Annotated in this window: 26 protein-coding genes; 21 read left to right on the forward strand and 5 right to left on the reverse strand. The window is 40.6% G+C overall.

Annotated features, from left to right (window positions below; all coding sequences use genetic code 11):
• Positions 1-8: 8 nt before the first annotated feature.
• The 6 genes from LG307_RS07965 to hutG all read left to right on the forward strand — a co-directional run bounded on the left by LG307_RS07965 (position 9) and on the right by hutG (position 6,793).
• On the forward strand, positions 9-623 hold the full coding sequence (locus tag LG307_RS07965; RefSeq protein WP_404449585.1) for a hypothetical protein: 615 nt from the start codon (positions 9-11) through the stop codon (positions 621-623).
• A gap of 91 nt (positions 624-714) precedes the next feature.
• Positions 715-1,155 carry a hut operon transcriptional regulator HutP gene (gene hutP, locus LG307_RS07970; RefSeq protein ID WP_404449586.1) on the forward strand — a complete coding sequence of 147 codons (441 nt, stop codon included), beginning with the start codon at positions 715-717 and terminating at the stop codon, positions 1,153-1,155.
• 135 nt (positions 1,156-1,290) lie between these two features.
• Positions 1,291-2,790 (forward strand): histidine ammonia-lyase, encoded by a 1,500-nt coding sequence (gene hutH / locus LG307_RS07975; RefSeq protein WP_404449587.1) that lies wholly within the window; start codon positions 1,291-1,293, stop codon positions 2,788-2,790.
• Between the two features lie 120 nt (positions 2,791-2,910).
• The gene (hutU, locus tag LG307_RS07980; protein ID WP_404450415.1) at positions 2,911-4,569 is read left to right on the forward strand and encodes a urocanate hydratase; all 1,659 of its coding nucleotides are present in this window, start codon (positions 2,911-2,913) and stop codon (positions 4,567-4,569) included.
• Between the two features lie 3 nt (positions 4,570-4,572).
• Positions 4,573-5,832 (forward strand): imidazolonepropionase, encoded by a 1,260-nt coding sequence (hutI, locus tag LG307_RS07985; protein ID WP_404449588.1) that lies wholly within the window; start codon positions 4,573-4,575, stop codon positions 5,830-5,832.
• On the forward strand, positions 5,825-6,793 hold the full coding sequence (gene hutG, locus LG307_RS07990; RefSeq protein ID WP_404449589.1) for a formimidoylglutamase: 969 nt from the start codon (positions 5,825-5,827) through the stop codon (positions 6,791-6,793). The genes hutI and hutG overlap by 8 nt, the downstream gene beginning before the upstream one ends.
• 53 nt (positions 6,794-6,846) lie before the next feature.
• Here hutG and LG307_RS07995 read toward each other — a convergent pair whose 3' ends face one another.
• Positions 6,847-7,725 (reverse strand): NAD(P)-dependent oxidoreductase, encoded by an 879-nt coding sequence (locus LG307_RS07995; RefSeq protein ID WP_404449590.1) that lies wholly within the window; start codon positions 7,723-7,725, stop codon positions 6,847-6,849.
• A gap of 317 nt (positions 7,726-8,042) precedes the next feature.
• Here LG307_RS07995 and LG307_RS08000 point away from each other — a divergent pair, with 317 nt between their 5' ends.
• The 8 genes from LG307_RS08000 to LG307_RS08035 all read left to right on the forward strand — a co-directional run bounded on the left by LG307_RS08000 (position 8,043) and on the right by LG307_RS08035 (position 17,348).
• Positions 8,043-9,902: a PAS domain S-box protein gene (locus LG307_RS08000; protein ID WP_404449591.1), complete on the forward strand. Its 1,860-nt coding sequence runs from the start codon at positions 8,043-8,045 to the stop codon at positions 9,900-9,902.
• Between the two features lie 161 nt (positions 9,903-10,063).
• Positions 10,064-11,410, forward strand: a complete 1,347-nt coding sequence (locus LG307_RS08005) for a sodium-dependent transporter (protein ID WP_404449592.1) — start codon at positions 10,064-10,066, stop codon at positions 11,408-11,410.
• Positions 11,411-11,608 carry a hypothetical protein gene (locus LG307_RS08010; protein WP_404449594.1) on the forward strand — a complete coding sequence of 66 codons (198 nt, stop codon included), beginning with the start codon at positions 11,411-11,413 and terminating at the stop codon, positions 11,606-11,608.
• A gap of 69 nt (positions 11,609-11,677) precedes the next feature.
• Positions 11,678-12,823: a S8 family peptidase gene (locus LG307_RS08015; protein WP_404449596.1), complete on the forward strand. Its 1,146-nt coding sequence runs from the start codon at positions 11,678-11,680 to the stop codon at positions 12,821-12,823.
• Positions 12,824-12,926: 103 nt separating this feature from the next.
• The gene (locus LG307_RS08020; RefSeq protein WP_404449597.1) at positions 12,927-14,066 is read left to right on the forward strand and encodes a S8 family peptidase; all 1,140 of its coding nucleotides are present in this window, start codon (positions 12,927-12,929) and stop codon (positions 14,064-14,066) included.
• Positions 14,067-14,280: 214 nt separating this feature from the next.
• Entirely contained in the window at positions 14,281-14,841 is a 561-nt protein-coding gene (locus LG307_RS08025) for an RNA polymerase sigma factor (RefSeq protein WP_404450416.1), read from the forward strand.
• Positions 14,813-15,151 carry a hypothetical protein gene (locus tag LG307_RS08030; RefSeq protein WP_404449599.1) on the forward strand — a complete coding sequence of 113 codons (339 nt, stop codon included), beginning with the start codon at positions 14,813-14,815 and terminating at the stop codon, positions 15,149-15,151. Before LG307_RS08025 ends, LG307_RS08030 begins: the two co-directional genes overlap by 29 nt.
• Positions 15,129-17,348 (forward strand): hypothetical protein, encoded by a 2,220-nt coding sequence (locus LG307_RS08035; RefSeq protein WP_404449600.1) that lies wholly within the window; start codon positions 15,129-15,131, stop codon positions 17,346-17,348. The genes LG307_RS08030 and LG307_RS08035 overlap by 23 nt, the downstream gene beginning before the upstream one ends.
• 54 nt (positions 17,349-17,402) lie before the next feature.
• Here LG307_RS08035 and LG307_RS08040 read toward each other — a convergent pair whose 3' ends face one another.
• Positions 17,403-18,557: an aminotransferase A gene (locus LG307_RS08040; protein ID WP_404449601.1), complete on the reverse strand. Its 1,155-nt coding sequence runs from the start codon at positions 18,555-18,557 to the stop codon at positions 17,403-17,405.
• 348 nt (positions 18,558-18,905) lie between these two features.
• Here LG307_RS08040 and LG307_RS08045 point away from each other — a divergent pair, with 348 nt between their 5' ends.
• A complete protein-coding gene (locus tag LG307_RS08045; protein WP_404449602.1) occupies positions 18,906-19,127 on the forward strand; it encodes a hypothetical protein in 222 nt (73 codons plus the stop codon).
• Positions 19,128-19,150: 23 nt separating this feature from the next.
• On the opposite strand, the gene LG307_RS08050 is transcribed toward LG307_RS08045, so the two are convergent.
• A complete protein-coding gene (locus LG307_RS08050) occupies positions 19,151-19,387 on the reverse strand; it encodes an IDEAL domain-containing protein (protein ID WP_404449603.1) in 237 nt (78 codons plus the stop codon).
• A gap of 420 nt (positions 19,388-19,807) precedes the next feature.
• Between LG307_RS08050 and LG307_RS08055 the strand changes: the two genes are divergently transcribed.
• Complete coding sequence (locus tag LG307_RS08055; RefSeq protein WP_404449605.1) at positions 19,808-21,103, forward strand: NCS2 family permease; 1,296 nt, start codon at positions 19,808-19,810, stop codon at positions 21,101-21,103.
• A 47-nt stretch (positions 21,104-21,150) separates the two neighbouring features.
• Here LG307_RS08055 and LG307_RS08060 read toward each other — a convergent pair whose 3' ends face one another.
• A complete protein-coding gene (locus tag LG307_RS08060) occupies positions 21,151-21,702 on the reverse strand; it encodes a PadR family transcriptional regulator (RefSeq protein WP_404449606.1) in 552 nt (183 codons plus the stop codon).
• A 288-nt stretch (positions 21,703-21,990) separates the two neighbouring features.
• Here LG307_RS08060 and LG307_RS08065 point away from each other — a divergent pair, with 288 nt between their 5' ends.
• Complete coding sequence (locus LG307_RS08065; protein WP_404449607.1) at positions 21,991-23,250, forward strand: ATP-binding protein; 1,260 nt, start codon at positions 21,991-21,993, stop codon at positions 23,248-23,250.
• 56 nt (positions 23,251-23,306) lie between these two features.
• Here LG307_RS08065 and LG307_RS08070 read toward each other — a convergent pair whose 3' ends face one another.
• Positions 23,307-23,729: a hypothetical protein gene (locus LG307_RS08070; protein ID WP_404449608.1), complete on the reverse strand. Its 423-nt coding sequence runs from the start codon at positions 23,727-23,729 to the stop codon at positions 23,307-23,309.
• Between the two features lie 216 nt (positions 23,730-23,945).
• On the opposite strand from LG307_RS08070, the gene LG307_RS08075 reads away from it, so the two are divergent.
• The 4 genes from LG307_RS08075 to LG307_RS08090 all read left to right on the forward strand — a co-directional run bounded on the left by LG307_RS08075 (position 23,946) and on the right by LG307_RS08090 (position 26,754).
• Positions 23,946-25,274, forward strand: a complete 1,329-nt coding sequence (locus LG307_RS08075; protein WP_404449610.1) for an MFS transporter — start codon at positions 23,946-23,948, stop codon at positions 25,272-25,274.
• A gap of 263 nt (positions 25,275-25,537) precedes the next feature.
• Positions 25,538-25,984, forward strand: a complete 447-nt coding sequence (locus tag LG307_RS08080) for a TlpA disulfide reductase family protein (RefSeq protein WP_404449611.1) — start codon at positions 25,538-25,540, stop codon at positions 25,982-25,984.
• A gap of 109 nt (positions 25,985-26,093) precedes the next feature.
• The gene (locus LG307_RS08085; protein WP_404449613.1) at positions 26,094-26,522 is read left to right on the forward strand and encodes an Hsp20/alpha crystallin family protein; all 429 of its coding nucleotides are present in this window, start codon (positions 26,094-26,096) and stop codon (positions 26,520-26,522) included.
• A 25-nt stretch (positions 26,523-26,547) separates the two neighbouring features.
• Positions 26,548-26,754 (forward strand): hypothetical protein, encoded by a 207-nt coding sequence (locus LG307_RS08090; RefSeq protein WP_404449614.1) that lies wholly within the window; start codon positions 26,548-26,550, stop codon positions 26,752-26,754.
• Positions 26,755-26,768: the final 14 nt, after the last annotated feature.

Consider the following 26,768-nt stretch of genomic DNA (forward strand, 5'->3'; position numbering starts at 1 on the left):
AGGGAGTTATGAAAAATTTATTATTATTAATACTTGGGGGCTTTGCGATAGGAATTATCCTGGGAGTGTTGAATGTTCAATTCAACTTCTGGATTTTTGTTGTTCTCCTTGTTTTAGCATTTATCGCTTTATCCTACAGGGATGTTAAATATATGTTTTTGTCACGGGATGTAGAGAAGATAGAGAAATATTTAGAAAAAAAGCGTCATGAGCCGTACTATGGGTTTGTGCTGGAGTTGGCGAATGGGAATCTGACTGGTGCCAAGAAAGAATTGGATGAGCTTGAACGTAAATGGAAAGGAAAAAAGACGGCAGTTTTTTGGGCTCAGTATTATTTAAGAGTCGGCAATTATACAAAAGCGAAAGAGCAAGTTGTAAAAGTCGACCAGGCTGAGATTAAGACATATATCACGGCTGGAATTGCAGTGGCACTAAAAGATTACAAGAAGGCGGAAGAGCTTAAAGGCGAAATGAGAAAAGAATGGATGAAGTTTGCCATTGATACCGAGCTTGCTCTAAGCCAAAAAAACTACACCCTTGCAAAGGAAAGAAAAGAACAGGCACTCGCTTCTACAAAAGGCTTGCAATACTATATGATGTCTAGGGAATATCAAGACATATAAGAAGAAACCCCTTGACAGGATGGCATGGTCAAATTTACACTTGAATCAGACACTAGTTATTAGAAAATTTTTAGTATTGAGGTAAATGCATATGGTACTAGCGATAGATCAACGAATTGGCAAGTATGCAATACTTCTTGCGATGAACGGCGACCAGGAGGAACTCCCAGTGGCAACACCGTCACAGTGGAAAAGCTGCTTGGGAAAAGTCGGTTCCATGGATTCACAAAAAGTCGTAGCGGCTATTGAAACTGCCGCTAAAAGAGAAGGTATCATTAAATCGGACGGTTACCGGGAAACACACGCACTGTATCATGCCATCATGGATGCTCTTAGTGGAGTGACACGCGGTCAAGTGCAGCTTGGTTCTGTTATGAGGACCGTAGGATTACGTTTTGCCGTTGTAAGGGGAAATCCTTATGAGGATCTAGAGGAAGGCGACTGGATTGCAGTTGCGCTTTATGGGACGATTGGCGCTCCAGTCAGGGGATCGGAGCATGAAACAATCGGTCTTGGAATAAATCACATTTAAATATTTTTGCCCATAGTTGCTGATAAATAGGGGGCTGTACTTTGAACATGTTACATGGTCGAAGTATGGCCTCTTTTTGTGTGGAAAAGGGGGACGTTGAGTTTGAGGAAACAGCGGGAGAAGGGGAGAGTTGCAATGATTACATTAAACGGAGAATCGTTGACGCTTGAAAAACTAAATAGTATTTTGTTTGAAGGCGATCGGGTGGAAGCGTGCAAGGATGCTATGGTAAAGGTAGTGGCCAGTCGGGCTGCAGTGGAGAATATCGTGCATGAAGGGAAAGTGGTGTATGGCATCACCACCGGCTTTGGGAAATTCAGCGATGTTTTGATTCCTTTTGAAGAGACAGCAGATCTGCAAAGGAACCTTATTTACTCACACGCATGTGGAGTAGGTGAACCATTTGATGAGGTGATAGGGCGTGCGATGCTGGTATTACGTGCAAATGCTCTTCTAAAAGGATATTCAGGTGTGCGTCCGATCGTAATTGAGCGTCTTTTACATTATGTAAATGAGGGTATCCATCCGGTTGTACCGCAGCAAGGTTCGCTTGGAGCGAGCGGAGACCTAGCCCCGCTGTCGCATTTAGTGCTGACTTTGCTTGGTGAGGGAGAGGTATTTTATGAAGGGAAAAGGCGAGATACTGCCATTGTGCTAGCGGAAAAGGGGATTACCCCGATCGAATTGAAAGCAAAAGAAGGTCTTGCATTAATAAATGGAACCCAAGCGATGACGGCGGTCGGGGTTGTCGCTTACTTAGAGGCGGAAAAGCTGGCTTTCCAAGCGGAGTCGATTGCAGCGATGACCTTTGAAGGACTTGAAGGGATTGTAGATGCATTGGACCATGACGTTCACAGGGTTCGCGGGTACAAGGAGCAAGTAGAAGTAGCGGAGCGGTTCCGTAAGTTGTTGGATGGGAGCAAGCTAGTGACAAGGCAGGGAGAGAAGCGTGTACAGGATGCCTATTCGTTGCGGTGCATTCCCCAAGTGCATGGAGCCTCCTGGCAGGTTCTAGGGTATGTGAAGGAGAAGCTGGAAATCGAAATCAATGCGGCAACGGATAATCCATTAATTTTCGATGATGGTGGCAAGGTGATTTCAGGAGGCAACTTCCATGGGCAGCCCATTGCCTTTGCGATGGATTTCTTAAAGCTTGGGGTGGCGGAACTTGCTAATATTTCTGAGCGCAGAATTGAAAGATTGGTTAACCCGCAACTGAATGATTTGCCTCCATTCTTAAGTCCAAAGCCTGGTCTACAGTCAGGTGCGATGATTATGCAGTATTGTGCAGCATCACTTGTGTCAGAGAATAAGACGCTAGCACATCCGGCAAGTGTGGACTCCATTCCGTCCTCTGCCAACCAAGAAGATCATGTGAGCATGGGGACGATCGGGGCAAGGCATGCCTATCAAATTGTCGCCAATGTGAGAAGGGTGCTTGCCATTGAGTGGATGTGTGCCCTGCAGGCCTTGGAATTCAGGGGAGTCTTCCTATCAGCGCCACTCATGCAACAATGGTACCAAGAAGGGCGAGCCATCGTTCCAAGCATCACCGAAGACCGCATCTTCTCTAAAGACATCGAAGCATTGGCAGTGTGGATGAAGGATAAGGGCAGCGTTCTATGTAGAGCGTGAAATTCCTAGGGGGGTCTGACCCCCCTCAGAAATTTAATACTCCCGCAACAATCCTGTAACATTATCAAACAACATAATAATTTAATCAATCAAAGGGGATGAAGTGAAATGGAAAAGGAAATGGTGAAGGTTATTCGTGCTCCTAGGGGCAGTGAGCTAAATACGAAGGGGTGGGTGCAGGAGGCTGCATTGCGTATGTTAATGAACAATTTAGACCCAGAAGTAGCAGAAATTCCAGAAGAGCTTGTAGTGTATGGGGGAATTGGAAAAGCGGCAAGAAACTGGGAAAGCTTTGATGCAATCGTCCATTCATTAAAAAATCTAGAAGAAGATGAAACACTACTTATCCAATCAGGTAAGCCGGTTGCAGTGTTCCGCAGTCATGCTGATGCACCACGTGTTCTTTTGGCTAACTCCAATCTTGTGCCGAAGTGGGCAAATTGGGAGCATTTCCATGAACTGGATCAAAAAGGGCTTATGATGTACGGGCAGATGACGGCTGGTTCTTGGATATATATCGGTACTCAAGGAATTTTACAAGGAACCTATGAAACATTTGCGGAAGCGGCAAAACAATCTTTTCACAATACACTCAAAGGCACCATCACCGTAACGGCGGGACTCGGAGGTATGGGTGGAGCACAGCCACTTGCAGTTACGATGAACGGTGGAGTGTGTATCGCAATTGAAGTGGATGAACATCGGATTGATCGCCGCATTGAAACGAGATACTGCGATGTGAAGGTCAAAACAGTAGACGAAGCGATCCAAAAAGCAGAAGAATACAAGAAACTAGGAAAACCTTTATCTATTGGACTGTTAGGGAACGCAGCAGAGATACTTCCACAACTAGTAGAAAGAGGATTCACACCAGATCTATTGACAGACCAAACTTCTGCCCATGATCCACTGAATGGGTATATTCCAATTGGTATGACCTTAGAAGAGGCAGCAAAGCTAAGAAAAGAAGAACCGGCACAATACGTGAAGCTGGCAAAGGAAAGCATGGCAGAGCACGTGAAAGCAATGCTTGCCTTGCAACAAAAGGGAGCCATCACCTTTGATTACGGCAACAATATCCGTCAAGTAGCATTAGACGAGGGTGTGGAAAATGCATTTGATTTTCCAGGCTTCGTTCCAGCATTCATCCGCCCTCAATTTTGTGAAGGAAAAGGACCTTTCCGTTGGGTTGCATTATCTGGTGATCCCGAAGATATTTATAAAACAGATGAAGTTATCTTAAGAGAGTTTGCCGATAACAAACATCTTTGCAATTGGATTAAAATGGCGAGAGAAAAAGTAGCATTCCAAGGGTTGCCTTCAAGAATTTGTTGGCTCGGTTATGGCGAGCGTGCCCGTTTTGGGAAAATTATCAATGAAATGGTTGCAAGCGGGGAGCTATCTGCACCGATCGTTATTGGTCGAGATCATTTGGACTGCGGATCTGTGGCATCTCCTAACCGTGAAACAGAAGCAATGCTCGATGGCAGTGATGCGGTTGCAGATTGGCCGATATTGAATGCCTTGATCAATGGGGTGAATGGTGCGAGCTGGGTTTCGGTTCACCACGGTGGCGGTGTGGGAATGGGGTACTCCCTTCATGCAGGTATGGTTATCGTCGCCGATGGAACGGAAGCAGCTGGAAAGCGATTGGAGAGAGTGCTGACTTCAGACCCTGGAATGGGTGTAGTGAGACATGTGGATGCGGGCTATGACCTAGCTAAAAAAGTCGCTAAAGAAAAAGGCGTGCACATTCCCTTATTAAAGGAGAGTGAGTAAAACATGCATTTGGATACATTACTAATCAACTGTGGTCAATTGCTTACCATGGATCATGAAACAGATATGGTGAAAGGAGAGCACATGCAGGTTCTCCCGTATATTGAAGATGGAGCTGTGGGTTGGAAGGACGGAGTAATAACGTTTATTGGCACCACTGCAGAAGCGGAAAATATACATTGTGACAATGTGATAGATTGCAAGGGAAATCTAGTGACACCTGGTCTTGTCGATCCACATACCCACCTTGTATTTGGTGGGTCGAGGGAACATGAAATTGCTTTGAAGCAACAAGGTGTCCCTTATTTAGAAATTTTAAAGCAAGGTGGAGGAATTCATTCGACTGTTAAAGCGACACAAGAAGCAAGTTTTGAAGAGCTTATGGAAAAAGCAGAATTCCACCTAAAACGTATTCTAAGCTATGGAGTAACCGCTGTTGAAGCAAAGAGCGGCTATGGATTGAATGCAGAAACAGAGCTTAAACAGCTAAAAGTAGCGAAGGAACTTCAGAGAAAGTACTCCATGATCATGGCATCGACTTTCTTGGGGGCACATGCTATTCCAAAGGATTTTAAGGCAGATTCAGATCGTTTCTTAGAAGAAATGGCACAATTATTTTCCACGCTAAAAGAAGAAAACTTGGCTGAGTTTGTGGACATTTTCTGTGAGGAAGGTGTTTTTACAATTGAGCAGTCAAAAAACTTTTTAACAAAAGCAAAAGAAGCTGGTTTTGCCGTGAAAATTCATGCAGATGAAATTGTTTCTTTAGGCGGGACGGAGCTTGCTATGGAGCTTGGAGCAGCATCTGCTGATCATCTCATTGCAGCTTCAGAGGAAGCGGTCAACATGTTCGGATCAACTGATACCATTGCAGTACTTTTACCGGGAACCACCTTTTATTTAAATAAAGATGCATATGCAAATGCCCGCGGGATGATTGATGGTGGAGGAGCAGTTGCACTCGCGACGGATTTTAATCCAGGGAGTTCCCCGACAGAGAACATCCAGTTTATTATGAACCTTGCGATGTTGAAGCTGAAAATGACGTGTGAAGAGATATGGAATGCCGTCACAGTCAATTCTGCAAAAGCGATTCATAAAGAGGGTGTTGCAGGAAGGCTGCAAAAGGGGCGTCGAGCAGATGTGGTCATCTGGAATGCGCCAAACTACCAATATATCCCTTATCATTATGGGGTCAACCATGTGCATACCGTTTTCTTAAATGGAAAGGAAGTCGCAAAAGGAGGAGCTTTTATTGAGTAAACCTTCATTTTTGCAAACCTCAGGTGCTCCTCCATTTGTAGACAGACACTATCCCAAGGCTACAGAGTTGCTGCAAACTTGGGACGGGGAGCACAAACTCATCGGAACCACCATTATCGGTGTCCCTTTGTCCAAACCGTCCATCAGTCACTCGGGAGCGAGTTTTACTCCTGGCGTTGTAAGGAAGCTTATGCAATCCTATTCCGCGTACGCGGTGGAAGGGGAAGTGGATTTAAGAGATTCGAACGCGCTTTTAGATGCCGGAGATATTCATATGCATGCAACAGATATAAAGGAATCTTATCGCAGGATTGAAGAGACCGTAACTACTATTTTAGGAGAAAATAAAGAATGCCTCCCTCTTTTCATCGGTGGCGATCATTCCATCTCTTATTCGACTTTAAAGGCAATGAGTGAGGTTAAATCTGATAAAATCGGGGTCATTCAATTTGATGCCCATCATGACTTGAGGAATACCGAAGACGGCGGTCCAACGAATGGAACCCCTTTCCGGAGGCTCCTCGAGGCTGGTGTGTTAAAAGGCGAGCATCTCGTTCAGGTGGGAATTAGAAACTACTCAAACAGTTCCTATTACCACCAGTATGCAATGGAAAATAATATCAAAGTGTATACGATGGCGGATGTTAAGAATAATGGAATTGTGGAAGTTATCCGCGAGACTGTCGAATACTTAAAAGATAAGGTGGAGTATATTTACCTTTCCATCGATATCGATGTACTTGATCAGGCGTATGCCCCTGGTTGTCCTGCTATCGGACCTGGCGGGATGACTAGTGAACAGCTGCTTGAAGCGATCTACTTGTTAGGAAAAGAGGAAATGGTTTGCGGGTTGGACATTGTAGAGATTGATCCAACGATTGATTTCCGTGACATGACTAGTAGAGTGGCAGTGCATTGTCTATTAGACTTTTTAAGGGGTAGAAGTGTGCTTAACGGGTAAAAGAAAAAGCGACTGCAGCTTGTGAATGCAGTCGCTTTTTTACTTTAGTTTGCTCAACCTTTTTGGAAAAGCTTATATAGTGCCTGCGTCCCGCTGTTTTCTTCTCCACTAGCAGAAAGTTTCACATACATTTCACGGGCCAAGGAAAGCCCAGGAACTTCAAGTCCCATTTTGTCCGCTTCATCAAGGGCGATTTCCATATCTTTAATGAAATGCTTAACAAAAAAGCCAGGTTCATAGTTTCCTGCGATAATGCGAGGAGCAAGATTGGATAGAGACCAGCTTCCGGCCGCCCCGCTTGAAATACTTTTTAGGACATTTTCAGGATCAAGTCCTGCTGTTTCCGCGTAAGCCAAAGCTTCGCAAACTCCGATCATGTTGGTGGCGATGGCAATCTGGTTGCACATTTTGGTGTGCTGTCCGGCACCTGCGTCACCTTGGTGGATGATGTTTGAACCGACTGCTTGGAAGATAGGCTGGCATGCCTCGAAAGCTTCCTTGACACCACCTACCATAATAGTAAGGCGAGCTTCCCTAGCCCCGATATCGCCACCAGAAACAGGGGCGTCCAGGCTATGTAAGCCGCGTTCCTTCGCTTGAAGGTAAATTTGTTTGGCTAGAGTCGGAGTGGAGGTGGTCATGTCAATCAGGTATGCCCCTTTTTCAGCATTAGTTAAGATGCCGTTGTCTCCCATATAAACCTCTTCCACATCTTTAGGATAGCCGACCATGGTGATCACAACATCCGCTCCGCTGGCCGCCTCACCAGCACTGGCCTTCCACACCGCACCGCGCGAAACCAGCTCCTCAGCCTTTTCCCGCGTACGCGTAAACACACTAACCTCAAACCCCCGATCCAACAAATGCCCTGCCATACTACTACCCATCACACCCGTACCAACAAAAGCAACCTTATGTAATTCTCTGTTCATGTGAAAATACCTCCTGGGGTCTGACCCCTTTTTTAATTTTTTTTAATATTTTTCTTTTCTATTCTTTTCTCTCTTTCTCGCTTTTTTTCATTCTCTCATTATACAATTTTCTGTGGTGTCCTGGTAGGTTGGGTGGTGGGTGGATGAGAAATCTTTTTTTGGGGAGGAAAGAACTAGGATGATTAGTTATAATATTTAGAAAAATAAAGAAATTTGTTGTATAATAGGGGATATTGGAAGTTGAGGGCAATGAATTATTATAAACTAGTTGAAAGAAGGATAAAGATAGCAAATGATTATGAAGGGAGGAACGTGCAATGAGTATCCCTAGTACCCCCGACTCTTTGAAACACACACAATCTATTGAATCTATTTCAAAGGTGCAGCTAATTATTGTTGTTTCGGCTGTAGGAGATATTCAATATGTCTCGTCCACGTGTGAAGCATTGTTAGGATATGCCAAGACAGACCTGATCGATACGAGGTTAGAGAATTGGATTAATTCCGAAGACCTATATTTAATTGAGAGTTTAATCTACCAACCCTCCCATCAAACTCACTGTTATTTTCGCATGAAAAAGAAGGATGGCTCCCTTGTTTGGATGGAAGCGGTACTTTCTGAAGTGAAATCATCATTAGGGGAAGAAAAAGAAATCATTATGATGCTTTCCCGAAGCTCGGATTATCAGAATCCCACTAAACAAGATAGAGGAGCAAGCATCTCTATACCCACTATCCAAAGAATCCAAAACGATAAAATTAAAAATGACGAGCAGGTGGAAGAGGACTATTCGGCCTACGATCTAATTGAATACCTTCCGAATGGCGTGTTCATTTTTGTTAATGGAATAATAAAGTATGTCAATGAAGCAGGTACAACCATGCTTGGGGCATGTCATAAAGAACAGATACTAGAGACCTCGGTCTATGAATACATAGAAGAAAATTACCATGAAATTGTGGAGAAAAGAATTAAGTCCGTTCAGCAAGGATACCGAGTCGGGCAGATGGAACAGCGATGGAAGCGGTTTGACGGAAGGGCAATCGATGTGGAGATTATTTCAAATCATACTACATTTAAAGGGAAACCCGCGTCTTTTGTCATGCTGGTGGACATTTCACACCGTAAGAGTTTCCACAAAATTTTACAAAACAGTCGAGAACGATTTCGGAAACTGGTACAAAACTCGATTGATACAATCGGGGTGATTTGTGAAGAAAAATGGACGTTTATCAATGAGTCTGGACTTAAAATGCTTGAAGTGGATAACTATGGGGAGATATTTGGTAAAAGCATTTTTGATAATATCCCAAAGGAAGATTTTGAAAAGATCTGGAAAGAGGTGCATGAGCAACATAACGGGCCAAGATTGCCGACATATGAACAAGAATGGAAGACAATGAAAGGGAACTCCATTCACTCAGAGCTTGTTGGGATCCCCACGACCTATCTAGGAAAAGACGCCATGCAAGTGATTATTCGGGATATTTCAGAGCGGAAACAAGCGGAAGCATTGATGTTGCAATCGGAAAAACTGTCTGTCGCTGGCCAGTTGGCAGCAGGAATCGCGCACGAAATTCGCAATCCGCTTACAGCGATTAAAGGATTTTTCAAACTTCTTGAAAGGGAAATGGAAGAAAAGAAGGAGTATTTCCATATCATTGAGTCGGAGCTAAGCAGAATTGAACTTATTCTGTCTGAATTGCTTCTGCTTGCAAAACCACATCAAGTATATGTTCATCCGGTTCCTGTGCACTCTTTGCTTAAGGATGTTACGACGCTTTTAGAAACACAAGCAATTATGAATAATGTTTGGTTTGATTTAAAACTAAAGGCGGACTCACCTAGCATTAAATGTGATGAAAATCAGATGAAACAGGTGTTCATCAACTTAATCAAGAATGGGATAGAAGCAATGTCGAGCGGGGGAACCATCTATATTGATACAGAAGATTCGGAAGAGGACGTAGTGATTACGCTTCGTGATGAAGGGGCAGGAATACCAAATGATATCATTAAGAGGCTTGGGGAACCTTTTTTCACCACCAAATCAACCGGAACCGGTTTAGGTTTGATGATTACATTCAATATCATTAAAAATCATCATGGAACCGTTAATGTGACGAGTGAAGTGAATAAAGGGACAGAAATAGAAGTGCGATTCCAAAGGGCTTGATATTTCAAATAACCCATTCTAAAGGAATAACCTCTCCTTAAATGGAGAATCCTTACAATGTATAAGTTTAGAATGGTGTTATACTTTACAGAAAATTCCCTATACATTTTTTCAAAAGGGTAGTATCATAGTAGACTAATCTTGAAATAGGAGTTTAGTATATGAAACAGCATGAGCAATGGACGTCAAAGATTGGCTTTATTTTAGCAGCAGCAGGGTCCGCTATCGGTCTTGGTGCGATATGGAAGTTTCCGTATATGGCAGGAACGAATGGTGGAGGAATTTTCTTCTTATTGTTTATTCTCTTCACGCTCATTATTGCTACGCCAATGTTATTGGCAGAGTTTATAATAGGACGCTCTACACAAAAGGATGCGATCACAGCGTATAAGACCTTGGCGAAGGGGTCTAAATGGCATTATATCGGTATTCTTGGAGTGGTTGCCTCCTTTATTCTTTTATCCTTTTACAGTGTTGTGGGAGGATGGATTGTCACGTACTTAGGTAAAAGTATTACAGGGGGACTTTCTCAATTTTCGCTTGAAGAGTATGGAGGGCTTTTTGAACAGACAATAGCTAATCCTACTCAAGTGTTAATCTCCCAGTTTATCTTCCTAGCCATTACCATCTGGGTGGTTCAGGCCGGAGTGCAAAGTGGAATTGAAAAAGCCAGCAAAATATTAATGCCTTTATTATTTATTATTTTTATGGTGTTGCTGGTAAGATCCTTAACGTTAGAAGGTGCATCCGAAGGGATGATGTACTTCTTGCAGCCGGACTTATCTCTTATCACTCCCAACACATTTTTGATGGCGCTTGGACAGGCACTGTTCTCATTAAGTGTCGGTATTTCCATTATGGTGACTTACAGTTCTTATTTGGAAAAAGGAGAAAATCTTGTTCGATCTGCGGGTTCAGTAGTTTGGTTGAATATCATAATCTCCCTTTTATCAGGTCTAGTTATTTTTCCGGCAGTATTTGCTTTAGGACTACAGCCTGACGAAGGGCCTGGTTTAGTATTTGTTGTATTACCAGCAGTATTTGATCAATTACCTCTAGGTGGAATCTTCCTGACTATGTTCTTGGTGTTGTTATTATTTGCGACTTTGACTTCTGCTTTTTCCATATTGGAGATTATTGTTGCAGTCATCGTAAAAGACAATCAAGAGAAGAGAAGGAAAATTGCAATTCTTGGAGGTATGATCATTTTCATTCTAGGCATACCTTCCGCATTGTCATTTGGGGTCCTATCTGGAATTACTATTGGAGACCTTATCATATTTGATGTAGCTGATTTTCTCGTCAGTAATATTGCCTTGCCTGTAGGTGCATTCTTCATATCTATATTTGTGGGATATCGAATACCGAAAACCATCCTGGAAGATGAATTTTTCCAAGGATCCACAGTGAAAAAAGGGTTATTTCAAGTTTGGTACTACCTGCTCAGATACGTGATTCCGTTTGGGATAGTACTTGTCTTTTTACAGTATCTAGGAGTTTTTGGTTAAATGAATAGTTTTACTGAAACACCGGACTTAATATGTCCGGTGTTTTTTCCATTCTTGGAAAGAATCATCGCAACTACCAGTCTACAGGGGAAACAAGGAAACTATGACATATATTCCTATTGGGAAAATAGAGACCGTTTTTCTACTTTAAGAGCGACTTCCGCCTATGGTTTTCCCAATATGAAAACAGGCTGTTAGGTGGTAAACTGTCCTTAATAGTTCTCAATAGTTAGAATTATTAAAAACTTTATTCAAGGAGTGAATTTATTGAAAAAGTGGACGAAAGGTTTATCAGTAATACTTATTGCAATACTTGCTTTCTCTCTAGCTTTTGGATCTGCACAAGCCGCAACTTCAGATTCCAATACTAATGTGAAGAAAGAGTACTTAGTGGGATTTGTTAAAGGAAACAAAGCGAATGCTCAGTCCTCCAAGAATCTAATATCCGCAGCCGGTGGCGATATTCAACATACATTCCAGTTCATGGATGTTGTAGAAGTCAGCTTACCTGAAAAAGCGGCAGAAGCATTGAAGAAAAACCCTAACATTGCATTTGTAGAAGAAAATGCAAAGGTGTTTGCAACTGCACAAACAACTCCATGGGGAATTCCTCACATTAAAGCAGACAAAGCGCATGCTTCAGGTGTGACAGGAAGTGGAGTGAAGGTAGCGGTTCTTGATACAGGTATTGATGCGAACCATGCTGACTTGAATGTAAAAGGCGGAGCAAGTTTCGTTTCTGGTGAACCAAATGCCCTTCAAGACGGGAATGGTCACGGAACGCATGTAGCAGGAACAGTTGCTGCTTTGAACAATACGACAGGTGTGCTTGGTGTAGCTTATAATGCAGATCTTTATGCAGTTAAAGTTCTTAACGCTTCTGGAAGCGGTACATTGAGCGGAATTGCACAAGGAATTGAGTGGTCCGTTGCTAACGGGATGGATGTTATCAATATGAGTCTTGGTGGAAGCACGGGCTCTACAGCTCTTCAACAAGCATGCGACAACGCGTATGCTCGTGGAGTGGTAGTGATAGCGGCTGCAGGGAACTCAGGTTCAAGAGGCAAGCAGAATACAATGGGATATCCTGCTAGATACAGCTCCGTTATTGCAGTTGGAGCGGTCGACAGCAACAACAATCGTGCATCTTTCTCAAGTGTTGGAAATGAACTGGAAGTAATGGCTCCTGGTGTTAGTATCCTTAGTACGACTCCTGGGAACAACTATTCTTCTTTCAATGGAACATCCATGGCTTCTCCACATGTTGCAGGAGCAGCTGCTTTAATCAAAGCGAAATATCCTAGCATGACAAATGTACAAATTCGCGAAAGACTAAAAAATACTGCAACAAACCTTGGTGATCCGTTCTTCTACGGAAAAGGTGTCATCAATGTGGAAAGTGCTTTGCAATAACTAGTAACCCCCCTTTTAAAAATAGAAGCACCAGATCGACTCTGAAACTTAGAGGTGACACTGGTGCTTTATTATTTTAAAAAAATATAGGAGAGTGAGTTTTATGAATAATTCATTTAGAAAATTAGCTACCTTATTATTAGCCGTAGTAATGGTGCTATCGTTCTCATTCACGCCATCTGATGTAAGTGCACAAGGAAAGCCGTTAATGAAAGAATATCTTATTGGTTTAAAAAGTGGTCCGTCTATAGCCAAAGCGGACAAGTTAGTATCCACTCTCGGCGGATCGGTGGAGCATCAATTTAAACATATGAATGTGTTACATATAACATTGCCGGAAGTGGCAGCTGCAGCACTTGAGAAAAATCCGCTTGTAGAATATGTAGAAGAAAATGTAGAGATGCATACGACAGCCCAAACAGTTCCTTACGGGCTGCCTCATATAAAAGCAGATGTGGCGCATGCTCAAGGGCTAACAGGATCTGGTGTAAAAGTGGCAGTGCTTGATACGGGAATTGATGCAAGCCATGAGGATCTGAATGTAGTTGGCGGAGCGAGCTTTGTTTCCGAAGAACCAGACGCATTAACAGATGGAAATGGCCATGGTACACATGTTGCAGGGACTATTGCAGCGGTAAATAATAACACTGGAGTACTTGGAGTCTCTTATGATGTAGATCTTTATGCTGTAAAAGTTTTAAGTGGCGCTGGAAGTGGGACGCTTGCCGGAATTGCTCAAGGTATTGAATGGGCGATTGATAATGATATGGATGTCATCAACATGAGTTTGGGTGGTAGCACAGGTTCAAGTACGTTGAAGCAGGCAAGCGACAATGCCTATAACAGTGGTATCGTTGTGGTGGCTGCAGCTGGAAACAGCGGTTCATTCTTTGGTTTGATTAACACAATCGGATATCCTGCAAGATATGATTCCGTTATCGCTGTCGGAGCGGTTGATTCCAATAATAATCGTGCTTCCTTCTCAAGTGTCGGTAGCCAGTTGGAAGTGATGGCTCCTGGAGTTTCCATCAATAGTACATTACCAGGCAACCAATATGGGGAATTAAATGGAACATCCATGGCATCTCCTCATGTTGCGGGTGCTGCGGCACTTTTATTAGCGCAAAATCCTAACCTGACAAATGTAGAAGTTCGTGAAAGATTACGTAGCACGGCAACCAACTTAGGATCAACTTTCAACTATGGCTACGGTGTCATCAATCTGGAAGCGGCGTTACAATAAACTAACAAACAATTCAACCAAGCCCCTCCCTATCTCTAATAGGGAAGGGTCTTTTCTTTTCAAAAAACCTCCACTAAATCCCCCCGCATTATGCTACGTTAATATATATATCCCATAAAAACATTTTTTTGTTAAAAGTTGAAACTATTTCTGCTGAACTTGCATCTTAAGTTTATACCTTAAAAGGTAAAGGGGGTGAGCGAGCTTGCATCTAGTGGAACGAATGAAAAATAAAGAGGAATCCGTACTAAAAGAATTGATGATCCTTTATGGAGACTATCTATTACGAACGGCTTATTTACTAGTAAAAGACAATCATCTTGCTGAAGAAATTGTGCAGGATACTTTCATCACAGCCTATCAAAAGATTCATCAATTAGATGATGAAGAAAAACTGAAAAGCTGGCTCACCTCCATTACAGTCAACCGTTGCAAAATGCAAATGCGTAAATGGAGCTTTAGGCGAATCCTCTTAAACTTTGAATTTGCTGAAAGGGTTACAGAGGTCGAACAGACAGAAGGTCCAGAAGCGCAATTATTACTTGATTTTCAAAACCAATCATTAAGTGAATCAATACAAAAGTTGGATTATAAATACAGAGAAGTTATTATTCTTTATTATTTTAATGAGATGAAAATAAGCGAAATCGCCATGCTTTTACATACTGCAGAAAGTACGGTGAAAACAAGATTGAAACGAGGACGTATCCACCTAAAAGAAATTATCGAGAAAGGGGAGGATGATAGTGCAACACAAAGAAAAACAGGCGGTTAAAGAAAGACTTGATCATGAATTAAAAGACTTCCATTTTACAGGGTGTGAAAAAGTTTTACAGAAAACTCATCAGAACAGCTTTGCAGAAAAACTTTCATCCTTTTGGAATAAGGAAATAGAGTTACCGATCCTACCACTCGTAGTGGCCGCAGTGTTAATGATCTCAACCATTTCGCTAAAGGATGATTTAAACAACGAGGTCACCTCATCGGAGACGCAACGTGAAATAATCAAAATTGCAGGATACTCCTATTGGAAGGATGACTATGAAAGAGCGGTGAAGCAACATGAAAATAAAGATGAAAATTAAACACTTAGTATTAACAGTAGTGGCGATTGCTTTATTTCTGCCAATATTTTTCTATTTAATACAACCACAGTACACCATTTATATGGTCAAACAACAGATGGCAAACGGGGATGTAATGGGAAAAGAGAGAATACAGAAGCTGCTTGATAATGGAAAGATCTTTCCTGATCAGAGATTCGCACTTATCCGGGATTATTTGATAGAGGACTCCTTTACCATGGAATATGATGTATATGTCGGTACGACCTCAACCTATTGGTCTGATTCCAGTCAGTCCAAAGTCAAGTTCACTTTTGAAGAACGCTTGCCTTACTTGTTGAAGTATGTGGAAGAAGGGCCGACGGATGGATACATGGAGTCAGCGGCTAATGAAGTAGCGGAATATTATAACAAAGAGGGAGAATGGCAAAAAGGAGATAGAGTACTGCAAACTGCTTTAGACAGGGGAAATGGAACGTATTTCCGATCAGATTTAGCAACAAAACAAATTGACTTGGCAGCTCGAAATGGTCAATATGAACGTGCCTTAACGTATATTGAAGAATTCACTGCAAACGTATCAGAAGATGATTCATACACTAAAGCTATGGCAGTAAAGTCTCATGCAGATATTCTTATGAGCCGAGGAGAATATGAGAAGGTACTTGCGCTTGTAGAAAAGGCTTTGAAAGATATAAGTAGGGTGAAAAAGGAAAGAGATGATCCAGAAGATACACTATACCACGAAGAGAAACAACTAGAAGAAATCAAGGACAGGATCAAAAACGGTCAAAATTCGGTTAACACAGTAAGAGGGAAAGTATTTTCCAACTCTGATGGAAAAATACCATTAGAAGGTGTAGGGGTATTTCTCCGTGATAAGAATAACTTGAATTACAGCATAGGATCAGAAGAACGGTACCATTCCGTAACGAATAGTAAGGGAGAATACGTTTTCAAGGATGTTCCAGCCGGTAGCTATCAACTTCGTTTTGGATTTACCTATGATCAGATAGATGGCTTTGCTTTATCTATGCCTTCCAATCCTTGGATTGAAGTGGAGAACAAAGATGTTGTTGCACAAGATTCAATTATAAATCCATTGATAGAAATTAATCAGCCGGTTAATTCTGAAGAAATTACAGATAATCAACTTCATTTTTCATGGGAAGCAGTAGAAGGAGCGACATACTATAGTATCAGTGTAGGCAGGGAAGTGGAGGGGGGCTCCGTTTCCCACGGTTTAAAGAGCGGTATCAAAAGTACAGAACTAACTATTCCTGTAGAAGAACTTTATTTTTCACAAGGAGGCATTCAGTTTACAGAAGAAAGTGATTGGAGTGGGATTGATTATTCTTCCGTACTTGGTTTCGCAGATCCTAGGGGTCGCTTCTTCTGGAATGTGGAGGCGTATGATGAAAAAGGTGATTTAATTACGCAAAGCCAAGGGTACAGATTAAGAGACGATACATTCGGAAACCTGCCGACTTTTTATTTAAAAAATAGAGAATTGTCAAAAGCGGATAGAATGTTGCTGAAGAATAAGCCGGAAGAAGCATTGAAAATGTATAAGCGAAACTATGCTGATAATCCAGATGACCTTCATAGTTTGCTCATGATTAGCAAAATCATCGGTGTAGAGCAATGGGTGTTGAATAACTCACCAAAAGATTTGGCAATGCCTTACTTAGAGGAATTGGCTGAAAAAGCCCCGAATGAAATCTTATTCCTTGATATTCTCCAATACTATTATGAAAAAGAGGATTGGCAAACCTATGAAGAATGGTATGAAAGGTTTGGAGTTATTAAGGGAGATATTTTAAATGAATATATTGAGGGTTATCATGCAATGGCCCTCTTAAAACAAGAAAAGTATGAAGAGGCGAGGACACAGTTTCAACTGGTAATGGAGCAAGGATATCGTCATGAATACATCAGCGATTGGATTGCTTTGGAACTGCATTTAGGTGAACCAATTGAAAAAGCAGGAGAAATGGCTCGAAAGTATCCAGAGCAAGGGATTTATGATGTAAGAATTGATTGGGAGGTTATGATTAAAAACCTCCAGCGCGAAGAGGAACAGTTTGTTGGATATATGGAGGAACTTACAGTGGTATTGGGGTGGCACTTTAAGGAGGAAAATGAAAGATTGGATGAATGGTCGAACACAACTGCTAAGATAGAATTGAAACGGTTTATTGAAGAGCTTAGACAATAAAGAGGGAAAAGAAACGACTCTTGTGCAGAGAGTCACTTCTTTTCCCTTTTTCGCTTATAAATTATTCAGAAAACGTTCCAATCGGTCCATTGCTTTCTCAAGTGTTTGCATGTCATAGGCATAGGAAAGTCTTACATACCCTTCTCCAAGCTCGGAGAACGCGCTACCAGGTACAACAGCAACTCCTGCTTCTTCTACAAGTTTCAATGCAAAATCAAATGACTTCAAATTGTATTTCCAGATCGATGGGAACAGGTAGAACGCGCCATTAGGCTGTACTACTTCAAGCCCCATTTTCACAAGGCGATCATAAACATAATTCATTCTCTCTTGATATTGAATTTTCATATCCGCTGCATCATTTATTCCTGCTGTTAAAGCTTGCAATGCTGCGTATTGTGAGACGGAGCTTGCGCATGAAACATTGTACTGATGTACTTTTAGCATCTGTTTCATCACAAATTCAGGACCAAAAACAAGCCCAATTCTCCAACCTGTCATGGAATGTGATTTGGATACACCATTGATGACAATGGTTTTTTCTCTCATGCCGGGGAGTGTGGCGATGGATTGATGCTTGCCCTCAAAAACAAGTTCGCTATAAATTTCATCCGATAATATAAAAATAGCCTTATCTTGCAACAGCGATGCAATTTTCTTCAATTCTTCTTCCGGTAAAGCTGCACCTGTTGGGTTAGAAGGATAGGGGAGAATGATGCAACGTGTCTTTTTCGTTATATTTTGTTCAATTAGATCTGCCGTCAATTGAAAATCAGTTTCTCTTGTATCAATATGAACAGGAGTTGCACCACATAATTTGATAATAGGTTCGTAACCTGGATAGACTGGTCCGGGTAGGATTACTTCGGTACCGGGTTCTAATATGGTCCGAAAAGCAATATCAATCCCTTGGCTTGCCCCTATGGAAACAATCACCTCAGAATCAGGGTCATAGTCCATATTGTATTTCTTTTTAACAAAATCACTTGCAGCCTTCCTGAGTTCAGGAATACCAGCATTCGGTGTATACACGGTTTTATTCATTTCAATCGCGGCTTTCCCTGCTTCTTTTACGTGTGTGGGAGTAGGAAAATCGGGTTGCCCAATCGTAAGTGAAAGCACATCATCATATTTTGCTACAAGGTTGAAAAACTTGCGAATGCCTGAAATTTCAATATCTCTCACATTAGAGTTGATAAGATGTTCCATATAAATTGCCCCTTTATGTATTCAAGCTTTTTAAGATAGTGTAACCGACTTTTTTCACCTTGTCCAAGAGATTATGGAGGTAAAATGAATAGGTAGGAAGAGGGATTCCTTGATACCTAGAAAGAGAAGGGAAACGTTTGTTTGGTCATGGGTGTACTAGGGAAGTCCTATAAAAATAAGGAGCTAGTAGGATAGGAAAAAACTTACATAAGATTTATAATAATTATAAACACAGAATATTCACATAATTTTTAATTGCTGTCTCCATTGCCTTTGGATGCACTCCTTTCACCTTTGAATTACTGGGATTTGGTGTCTGTTGGATTCCGTCTGAAAGGGGATTGTGTAATGGATATTGTGCTACAAATTTGGGTTAGGTTGTTGGAAAGGTATGCCGAAGAGTTATTTTTTCAGGATTCATCGTCAGGGGTCTTTTCGTTTATGATTATTGGGGTGCTCGCTTATTTGTACAAGCAGGAAAAAGAAACAAAGAAAAAGTGTTCCTGCTGCCAGACACAAGCGAAAACAGAAGAGAAAAAGCTCCCCGAAAAGCAAGAAGAAGCGGAATAAGTTTCCGCTTCTTTTTTTGCTTTTTACTGCAAATGAGAGAATTGATTTAATAAGGCATTATATTCGCTGGATAAGGTTTGGAATTTTTGACGGTTACCTGTACCTAATGCTTGATCTATTTCGTTCATTAGCCTGTTTTTATGGAATTGAAAGACAGAAGAGTCAACAATGATTTGAGCGACTTTCTCCTCTCTGGTCATATCAAAGCTTTTGAAATTGGAAACAGACTGTTCAGGTTGAAAAGAAAAATGCTTATTCATAATTTCTACCCCCTGTGCGGAATTTTGGAATGCGAAATAATGGGTTAATCATGAAAAGGATGTAAATGTATGATAGTTCATCCTTTTTCCTATTATCTGATATTTTGTCCTGTTTGTGAAGTCTAATTTTTAGAAAATTTAGATATATCAGAAAAAATAGTGGGAACTTTGTAAATGAGTGGCATTTTAATAATTGGTTACTTATTAAAGAATATACCCAAAAAGGTAATAGTGAAAACAATTGGAGAGTATTTTCCTTGAAAATTGGATTCAGGGCAATTAGTTGGTCAAATGATACGTGATTCGGAAAAATAATAACTTTATGGATAGGAATTTTTATTTTTCTCTTGAAATATCACTGGAAAACGAATATTATAAGTAAGGTTTTAATAATACATTCGTTTTTGGGGGCTTTATAAGTTGGAAAACTATTTTGAATTTAAGAAGTTTAATACGACTATTAAACAAGAAGTTTTAGCGGGAATTACGACTTTCCTGACTATGGTTTATATAATCTTTGTAAACCCTGCAATATTATCAGCGGCTGGTATCCCATTTGAACAAGTGTTTATGGCGACGATCATCGCTGCTGTGATCGGGACGTTAACAATGGGGCTGTTTGCAAAGTATCCAATAGCGGTTGCTCCCGGTATGGGACTTAATGCATATTTTACTAGTGTGGTGGCAACGCAGGGTCTTACCTATCAGGCTGTACTTGGAACGGTTTTTCTAGCAGGACTTGTCATCATTCTTTTGAGTTTGACGAATTTAAGAAAGGCACTTATTGAAGCGATCCCTGCACCATTGAAATATGGAATTACAGCTGGTATTGGCCTTTTTATCGCATTTCTTGGTCTGAAAATGGCTGGTATTGTAGTGCCAAGTGAAGCGACGATGATTACTCTTGGAGACCTAACAAGCCCGGTAACCGCGCTTGCTATAGGGGGCTTGTTCATCACTTTAATTCTTATGACTAAGCGAGTGTCTGGGGCACTTTTCTATGGCATGGTTTTGACAGCTATTGCAGGCTATTTATTCAATATGCTTTCTTTCAATGGAGTTGTGGACCTTCCACCAGCACCTCAATTTATCCATATTGGGGACGCCCTTAGTGGTGTGGTTACGAACGGTTTATATACGGTGGTATTTGCATTCATTCTAGTTACTATTTTTGATTCAACTGGAACGCTAGTAGGAGTTTCAGAACAGGCAGGATTTATGAAGGATGGCAAATTGGCACGGACGAAGCCGGCGACTCTTTCCGATGCCATTGCAACAACAGCTGGTGCTGCTCTTGGGACAAGTCCTTCATGTGCATATATTGAATCTTCAGCAGGAGTTGCAGCAGGAGGAAGAACTGGATTGACTTCAGTTGTAGTAGCTGGTTTGTTTCTTTTATCTATGTTCTTTTCCCCGGCAATCTCCGCTATTTCGAGTTTGCCCGCCATCACTGCTCCGATCCTAATCATTGTCGGTTGCTTCATGATGGAAGGATTGGCTAAAATTCAATGGAGGAATTTTGATGAAGCGTTCCCTGCTTTCGCCATTATTTTGACTATGCCATTGACTTCAAGTATTGCTACAGGAATCGCAGTTGGTTTTATTACCTATCCAATCATGAAAGTTGTTAATGGAAAATGGAAGGATGTTCATCCGCTCATTTACGTATTTGCAGTTATATTTTTAATTCAAATGATTTTTTTTCCGGCACACTAGCATCATCTAAAAAACGACGCGCCCTAAAACTCGGGTGCGTCGTTTTCTTATTTTTCTTTTTCTTGAGTAAATAACCCTTCTTCGGCATCCTCTTGCAATCTTTTTAACCAATTTAATTCGACTTGGCATAGTTGATGGGCATTTTCCATGATGGCTTGTGATCCTTTTGGGGCATGGACGCCGTATTGTTTATACACTCTTTCCAGCATTTCCAGCTGCATTTTAGTATGGGAAATTCGCTCTGATAAAGCTTCCCTGATCAGCACGGCATCACCGAGATGTATAAATGCAAGTGCCGTGTACATCGGATGATAGTGCGTGCTTTCCGCTTGCAGTTGTTTACTTAGTAACTGTTGAAAAGCCTTCTCACCATCAGGGGTAATGCTATATATGGTTTTATCAGGACGAGTCTGATCTGTTACTATTTCTTTGACTTTAATCAGGTTTTTGTTTAGAAGCTGCTCCACTGCATAATAGAGGGAGCCTTTTGCCATTTTGATGTATTGTTCCATGTTACGTTCATGCATCACCTGCTGTATTTCATAGGGGTGCTTGTCTCCTTCCATGAGAAGACCCAGGATTACGAGTTTTATTGCCAATTTGTTCACACCTTTGTATGGAAAGAGTGGTTTGTTTCTATTATAAAGGAAAGATGCAATGGCGGATACTAATAATAGGTTTAATGAAATAGTCAGGGTTAGCATGTTTTAAAATCCGACTAATCAGATGAGTTTTAAAGAAGAATGTCAAGTATTTCTAGACGTGCCCTTACAAGTTGCCTATAATGGATGGGGTGCAGACTTTATAAGTTTATAAGCTTGGCCCATTAAATAGCGTTAATTGGGTAATATAAGTATTGTTGTTATTAATTGGAGGACTTGTTGTGAATGATTTATCTAATTAAACCGTTAATTGTAAATATAACTATCATCTTTTCTTTGATGTTCAATGCAAATTTGTTTTTTCCTTTCAGCAAAAGAAAGCCCCTTAATTTTAAACAACTGACCATTCTCGGACTGTTTAGTGCATTTTCTGCAACGCTTTGTATGCTTTATCCCATTGAAACACTTGAAGATACCAACTTTGACTTTAGGATGATACCTATCCTTATTGTTACATTGTATGGGGGCTGGTATCCAGGACTGCTTTGTACTGCTATTGTGGTAATGCTGAGATATTTTATCGGTGGAGAATATGTTTATGTTGGGATTGCGGTCTCCATTCTTGCTTTTGGAATCGGTGTCTTGTTCCGTTCTTGGTTTCTCAAGAGTTCCAATAAGGTGTTATATGGAGTAGTCGTCATTTCTTTTTATTATTTGGTATACATTTTCATTTTGTTTAGTACGGTTTCTTTTTTAGATATGAATTTTTATATTGTGTATTTTCTTGCATTCAGCTTAACTTTTACTGCTTTGATTTATACGGTAGAAAAATTAATTATCGCTAACCAACAATTTGATGAGACATTGTATCTTGATAAACTTTCAACAGTCAGTCAAATGGCAGCAGCATTTGCTCATGAAATAAGAAATCCCATTACAACTGTCAGAGGGTTTATTCAGTTTATCAACTCTGACACCAAAGATGAAAATCTAAAGCAATTTGCTCCATTAATTCTTGATGAATTGGACCGGACCAATAAGATAATCACCAATTATTTGACTGTGGCCCGACCGACAAACTTCACTTTATCTCATATCGATGTAAATAAAGCTCTTCAAGACTCGGTAGATCTGCTTAGACCGTTCGGGTCATACCGGAATGTTTCCATAGATCTTCAATTAGAAGGGGAGCATTATATCTATAGTGATGAACAACATTTGAAGCAGGCATTAATGAACATCATTAAAAATGGAATTGAGGCAGTGGAAGAAGAACAAGGTGGATATTTGAAAATCCTGAAAAGACCGTCAGATGAAAAAGGGCAGGTCGAAATCACCTTTGTAGATAATGGGATAGGGATGAGCGAGGAGCAATTAGAAAAGATCGGCTTACCTTATTATACGACTAAAACAAAGGGTACAGGATTAGGCAGCATGATAACGAACAGGTTGATTCATGAAATGAAAGGGAAAATCCTTTATGAAAGTAAGGTTCATAGTGGCACCACTGTCACTGTATTATTGCCAACTGTTACCAAAGAGTAAGTGGAAGTGAAAATAAGAGGCTGATGTTGAGTGCCAAATCAACGCCAGCCTCTTTTTCATTTTTTCCGAAGAGAAACTTCTCCTGTTGTTCGATTGACCTGGTACCATCCTCGTGACATTTTTTCCGGTTGGTTATTAAAATGTACAAGATCAGATACATGGAATAAATAAAAATCCCCACTAATCCCCTCGTAAGTAACATCTGTACTATCATGCCTGTTAAGCTCCAAGTATTCCATTAAACTTGATTTGGCTTCTTGTCTAGAGATTTTCACTTCATCATTGTCGCCATTTGTTTTGTCTACGTTAATTAATACTTCATTCCGTGAATCTCTTATTAATTCATCATTGGACATCAATCCAGGTTGTTTTCTTTCTTCTGTTATTGTTGGCCCTTTTGCATTTTCTTCTTCACTTTGATTAGCACAACCACAGAAAAAAACAAATAGTAATGGAATTAGCAGATGTTTTAGTTGCATACATGTCACCCTCCTGAATATTTTCCACATACAATTAGTATGAAGTAGAGAGCAGGATTTCATGCAAGATTGGGCTTTTCATGACCTTGGCCGGCATATAATGAAAAATGAGAGGACACATTGTAAATATTGAGTAAAATGTGAGGGAGAAAGAAGGAGTGGAGGGTTTATTAGAGAATAGTCTTCATATAACTTTAAATTTTTGGGGGAAGTACGATGGCAAATTTGGAACCAAATGTGGAACATGGAAGCAAGCAAGTAAAGCCAAGATCTCCGTTAGCCCTATATTTTTCGTTACCTATAATATCGTGGGCTTTTTATGATTTTGCCAATACTATATTTTCATCTAATATTATTACTATTTTCTTCCCTTTTTATTTACAAGAAATCATAGGGACAAACGAAAGAATGGATCAAATTGCAAGTACATTCCTATCCTATGCAAATGCAACGGCCAGTTTCTTCCTTGTTTTATTTTCCCCGCTCTTCGGTGTAATGATAGACCGAACAGGGAAAAGAAAAAAATTCATCATTCCCTTTACCTTGATCGCCGTATTTTCAACCATCTTTATGGGAGTTTTTGCATCTCTTCAAACCTCTCAAACGTTATTCGGATTGCCGATAAGCTTCATTCTGGTACTCCTATTGTTTGTTGTAGCTAAATTCTTCTTTCATTCCTCGCTTATTTTTTATGACACGATGCTCCCAGACCTTGGTACAAAAAAGGAATTGCCGTTGATATCAGGGTTTGGCATTGCTGTGGGGTATATGGGGACATTACTCGGACTTACTGTATACCTATATGTGGGGGATAGTGATTTTCATCGTGCTTTTATCCCGACAGGAATATTATTCCTTTTATTCTCCTTGCCCCTGTTTTTCTTTTTTAAAGAAAAACCCAAAGAGATTCAAGAGAAAAAATCATTTTTCAGTGGCTATAGGGAAATCTATCAGACCTTTAAAGAAATGCGTTTGTACCGACCTGTGTTCCTTTTTATGATTGCCTATTTCTTTATTAACGACGCAATTGCAACGGCGATTGCAATGATGGCTATCTATGCCCGGGCGATCGGAGGTTTCTCCGCAACAGAGTTTATCCTGCTTTATCTTGTTTCTACTGTATCAAGTATCATAGGATCATTTATTTACGGGTATATCTCTAGAAGCATCGGTTCTAAACATGCAGTTGCATCAGTAGCAGCCCTGTTGATTGTAGCATTATGCTTTGCAGTTTTTGCCATCGATCCTTGGATGCTTTGGCTAGCAGGAAGTTTGTTCGGAGTGGCGCTTGGTGCTACATGGGTAACCTCCAGAACATTTATCATTGAACTGACACCAGAAGGGAAAAGAGGACAGTTCTTTGGACTTTTCGCCTTTTCTGGCAAGGTTTCTTCCATCGTTGGGCCGCTTTTATATGGAACCATCACATTAGTACTTGCAGGTTACGGAAACCTTGCAAGCCGAACAGCCCTTGGCTCCCTAATCATTCTAGCCTTCATTGGCCTAATCATCACCCTTAAAGTACCATACAAAAAAGAAGCGTAAGATGCTTCTTTTTTTTGTGTGTATAAAAGATATATATAGTACTGCTAAAACCGTGTTGACCGCCCGTGGAAAGCTAAGCGCCTGCAACGAAGATCAACGGTCAGAGCAAAATTTAATGTCCCTAAGCATTTTGTTTTAATTATCTATTGATAATAAGTATAATCTAGTTGACAGTAAATAATAATACAAATATAATAAAAAGCGTATTAAATAATAATAATTATAAAAAGATAATCCGTATAAAAGAAAAGGGAGAGACAACCATGAAACTCAGAGAACAAATGCCGGAACTTACAGGTGCGACAGAATGGATCAATGAAGGAATTACAATGGACGAGCTAAAGGGAAAAGCGACCCTCATTCACTTCTGGTCCGTTAGCTGCCATCTTTGTAAAGAAGCAATGCCCGAAATTAATGAACTGCGCGACGAATATGACGACGATTTAAATGTCATTGCAGTACACATGCCGCGTTCTGAAGATGACCTTGATATCGGTGTGATTCGTTCAATGGCAATGGGACATGACATTACACAACCGATTTTTGTAGATAGTGAACACAAACTAACGGAAGCTTTTGAAAATAAATACGTTCCAGCTTACTATGTATTTGACGAGGAAGGAAAACTCCGTCACTTCCAAGCAGGCGGAAGCGGCATGAAAATGCTAAGAAAACGCCTAAACCGCGTTCTGGGCATAGAAGAAAAATAAAACATCAGCTTAAGAGAAACCACAAAAATGGTTTCTCTTTTTTTATCTGAATAAAAGGATGAACTTCTTACATATACATAATAATAAAATTCTGTTGGGGAGGAGGCTGATGAAAAAAAAGCATACAAACCCATGGGAAACAATGAACGATAAAATAGATGAAGTACTAGGAGATAAGTTTTGGAAAGACATGCTCCCGGTCATGCCAAAACGAATCCCGCTTATCGACATAATGGAAACAGAAGACAAAGGTCTAATAATAATGGAACTTCCCGGATTAAAATCTGCTGAAGACATCCAAATCTCCGTCAGAAACAATCAGTTATTTATTAAAGGAAGCATCCCATACCCCTACCCAATTCCAAGAGAAAACTTACTGCAAGGAGAAAGGTTTTTTGGGGACTTTCAGCGCGTTGTTCAAATCCCTTTCTCGTTCGTACCAGAAAAATTGACGGCACAATACAAACAAGGTTTACTAACGCTCATGTTCCAAAAGAATGCACAAGATGTATCGGTTGAGATAGATTTTATAGAATAATTTTACTTTGTAAGGAGGCAGAAGCATGAAGTTTGAGGTGAAGGATTTCAAAGTGGATATCCTGATGAACTCATCCTCTTTAAATAAAGGCAAAAACGTCAGTTGGAATACGAAGTCAACCCAAAAGGAAAATCAAGGGTTTGGAATCCTCTCGGGTGAAAAAAACTCAATCCGACAATCAAGTAATACAGTAAAAAGTCAAAGTGGCGGCAACGAACAAATATCTTCCTAATTGGTTGTGATGAT

The sequence above is a fragment of the Sutcliffiella horikoshii genome (genome assembly GCF_044809035.1).
In the GTDB taxonomy this organism is placed as follows: domain Bacteria; phylum Bacillota; class Bacilli; order Bacillales; family Bacillaceae_I; genus Sutcliffiella_A; species Sutcliffiella_A horikoshii_G.

Coding starts and splice junctions, on each gene's coding strand:
- LG307_RS07965 (WP_404449585.1), top strand. CDS start 9: ATGAAAAATTTATTATTATTAATACTTGGGGGCTTTGCGATAGGAATT.
- hutP (WP_404449586.1), top strand. CDS start 715: ATGGTACTAGCGATAGATCAACGAATTGGCAAGTATGCAATACTTCTT.
- hutH (WP_404449587.1), top strand. CDS start 1,291: ATGATTACATTAAACGGAGAATCGTTGACGCTTGAAAAACTAAATAGT.
- hutU (WP_404450415.1), top strand. CDS start 2,911: ATGGTGAAGGTTATTCGTGCTCCTAGGGGCAGTGAGCTAAATACGAAG.
- hutI (WP_404449588.1), top strand. CDS start 4,573: ATGCATTTGGATACATTACTAATCAACTGTGGTCAATTGCTTACCATG.
- LG307_RS07995 (WP_404449590.1), bottom strand. CDS start 7,725: ATGAACAGAGAATTACATAAGGTTGCTTTTGTTGGTACGGGTGTGATG.
- LG307_RS08000 (WP_404449591.1), top strand. CDS start 8,043: ATGAGTATCCCTAGTACCCCCGACTCTTTGAAACACACACAATCTATT.
- LG307_RS08005 (WP_404449592.1), top strand. CDS start 10,064: ATGAAACAGCATGAGCAATGGACGTCAAAGATTGGCTTTATTTTAGCA.
- LG307_RS08010 (WP_404449594.1), top strand. CDS start 11,411: ATGAATAGTTTTACTGAAACACCGGACTTAATATGTCCGGTGTTTTTT.
- LG307_RS08020 (WP_404449597.1), top strand. CDS start 12,927: ATGAATAATTCATTTAGAAAATTAGCTACCTTATTATTAGCCGTAGTA.
- LG307_RS08035 (WP_404449600.1), top strand. CDS start 15,129: ATGAAAATAAAGATGAAAATTAAACACTTAGTATTAACAGTAGTGGCG.
- LG307_RS08040 (WP_404449601.1), bottom strand. CDS start 18,557: ATGGAACATCTTATCAACTCTAATGTGAGAGATATTGAAATTTCAGGC.
- LG307_RS08045 (WP_404449602.1), top strand. CDS start 18,906: ATGGATATTGTGCTACAAATTTGGGTTAGGTTGTTGGAAAGGTATGCC.
- LG307_RS08050 (WP_404449603.1), bottom strand. CDS start 19,387: ATGAATAAGCATTTTTCTTTTCAACCTGAACAGTCTGTTTCCAATTTC.
- LG307_RS08065 (WP_404449607.1), top strand. CDS start 21,991: ATGATTTATCTAATTAAACCGTTAATTGTAAATATAACTATCATCTTT.
- LG307_RS08070 (WP_404449608.1), bottom strand. CDS start 23,729: ATGCAACTAAAACATCTGCTAATTCCATTACTATTTGTTTTTTTCTGT.
- LG307_RS08075 (WP_404449610.1), top strand. CDS start 23,946: ATGGCAAATTTGGAACCAAATGTGGAACATGGAAGCAAGCAAGTAAAG.
- LG307_RS08080 (WP_404449611.1), top strand. CDS start 25,538: ATGAAACTCAGAGAACAAATGCCGGAACTTACAGGTGCGACAGAATGG.
- LG307_RS08085 (WP_404449613.1), top strand. CDS start 26,094: ATGAAAAAAAAGCATACAAACCCATGGGAAACAATGAACGATAAAATA.
- LG307_RS08090 (WP_404449614.1), top strand. CDS start 26,548: ATGAAGTTTGAGGTGAAGGATTTCAAAGTGGATATCCTGATGAACTCA.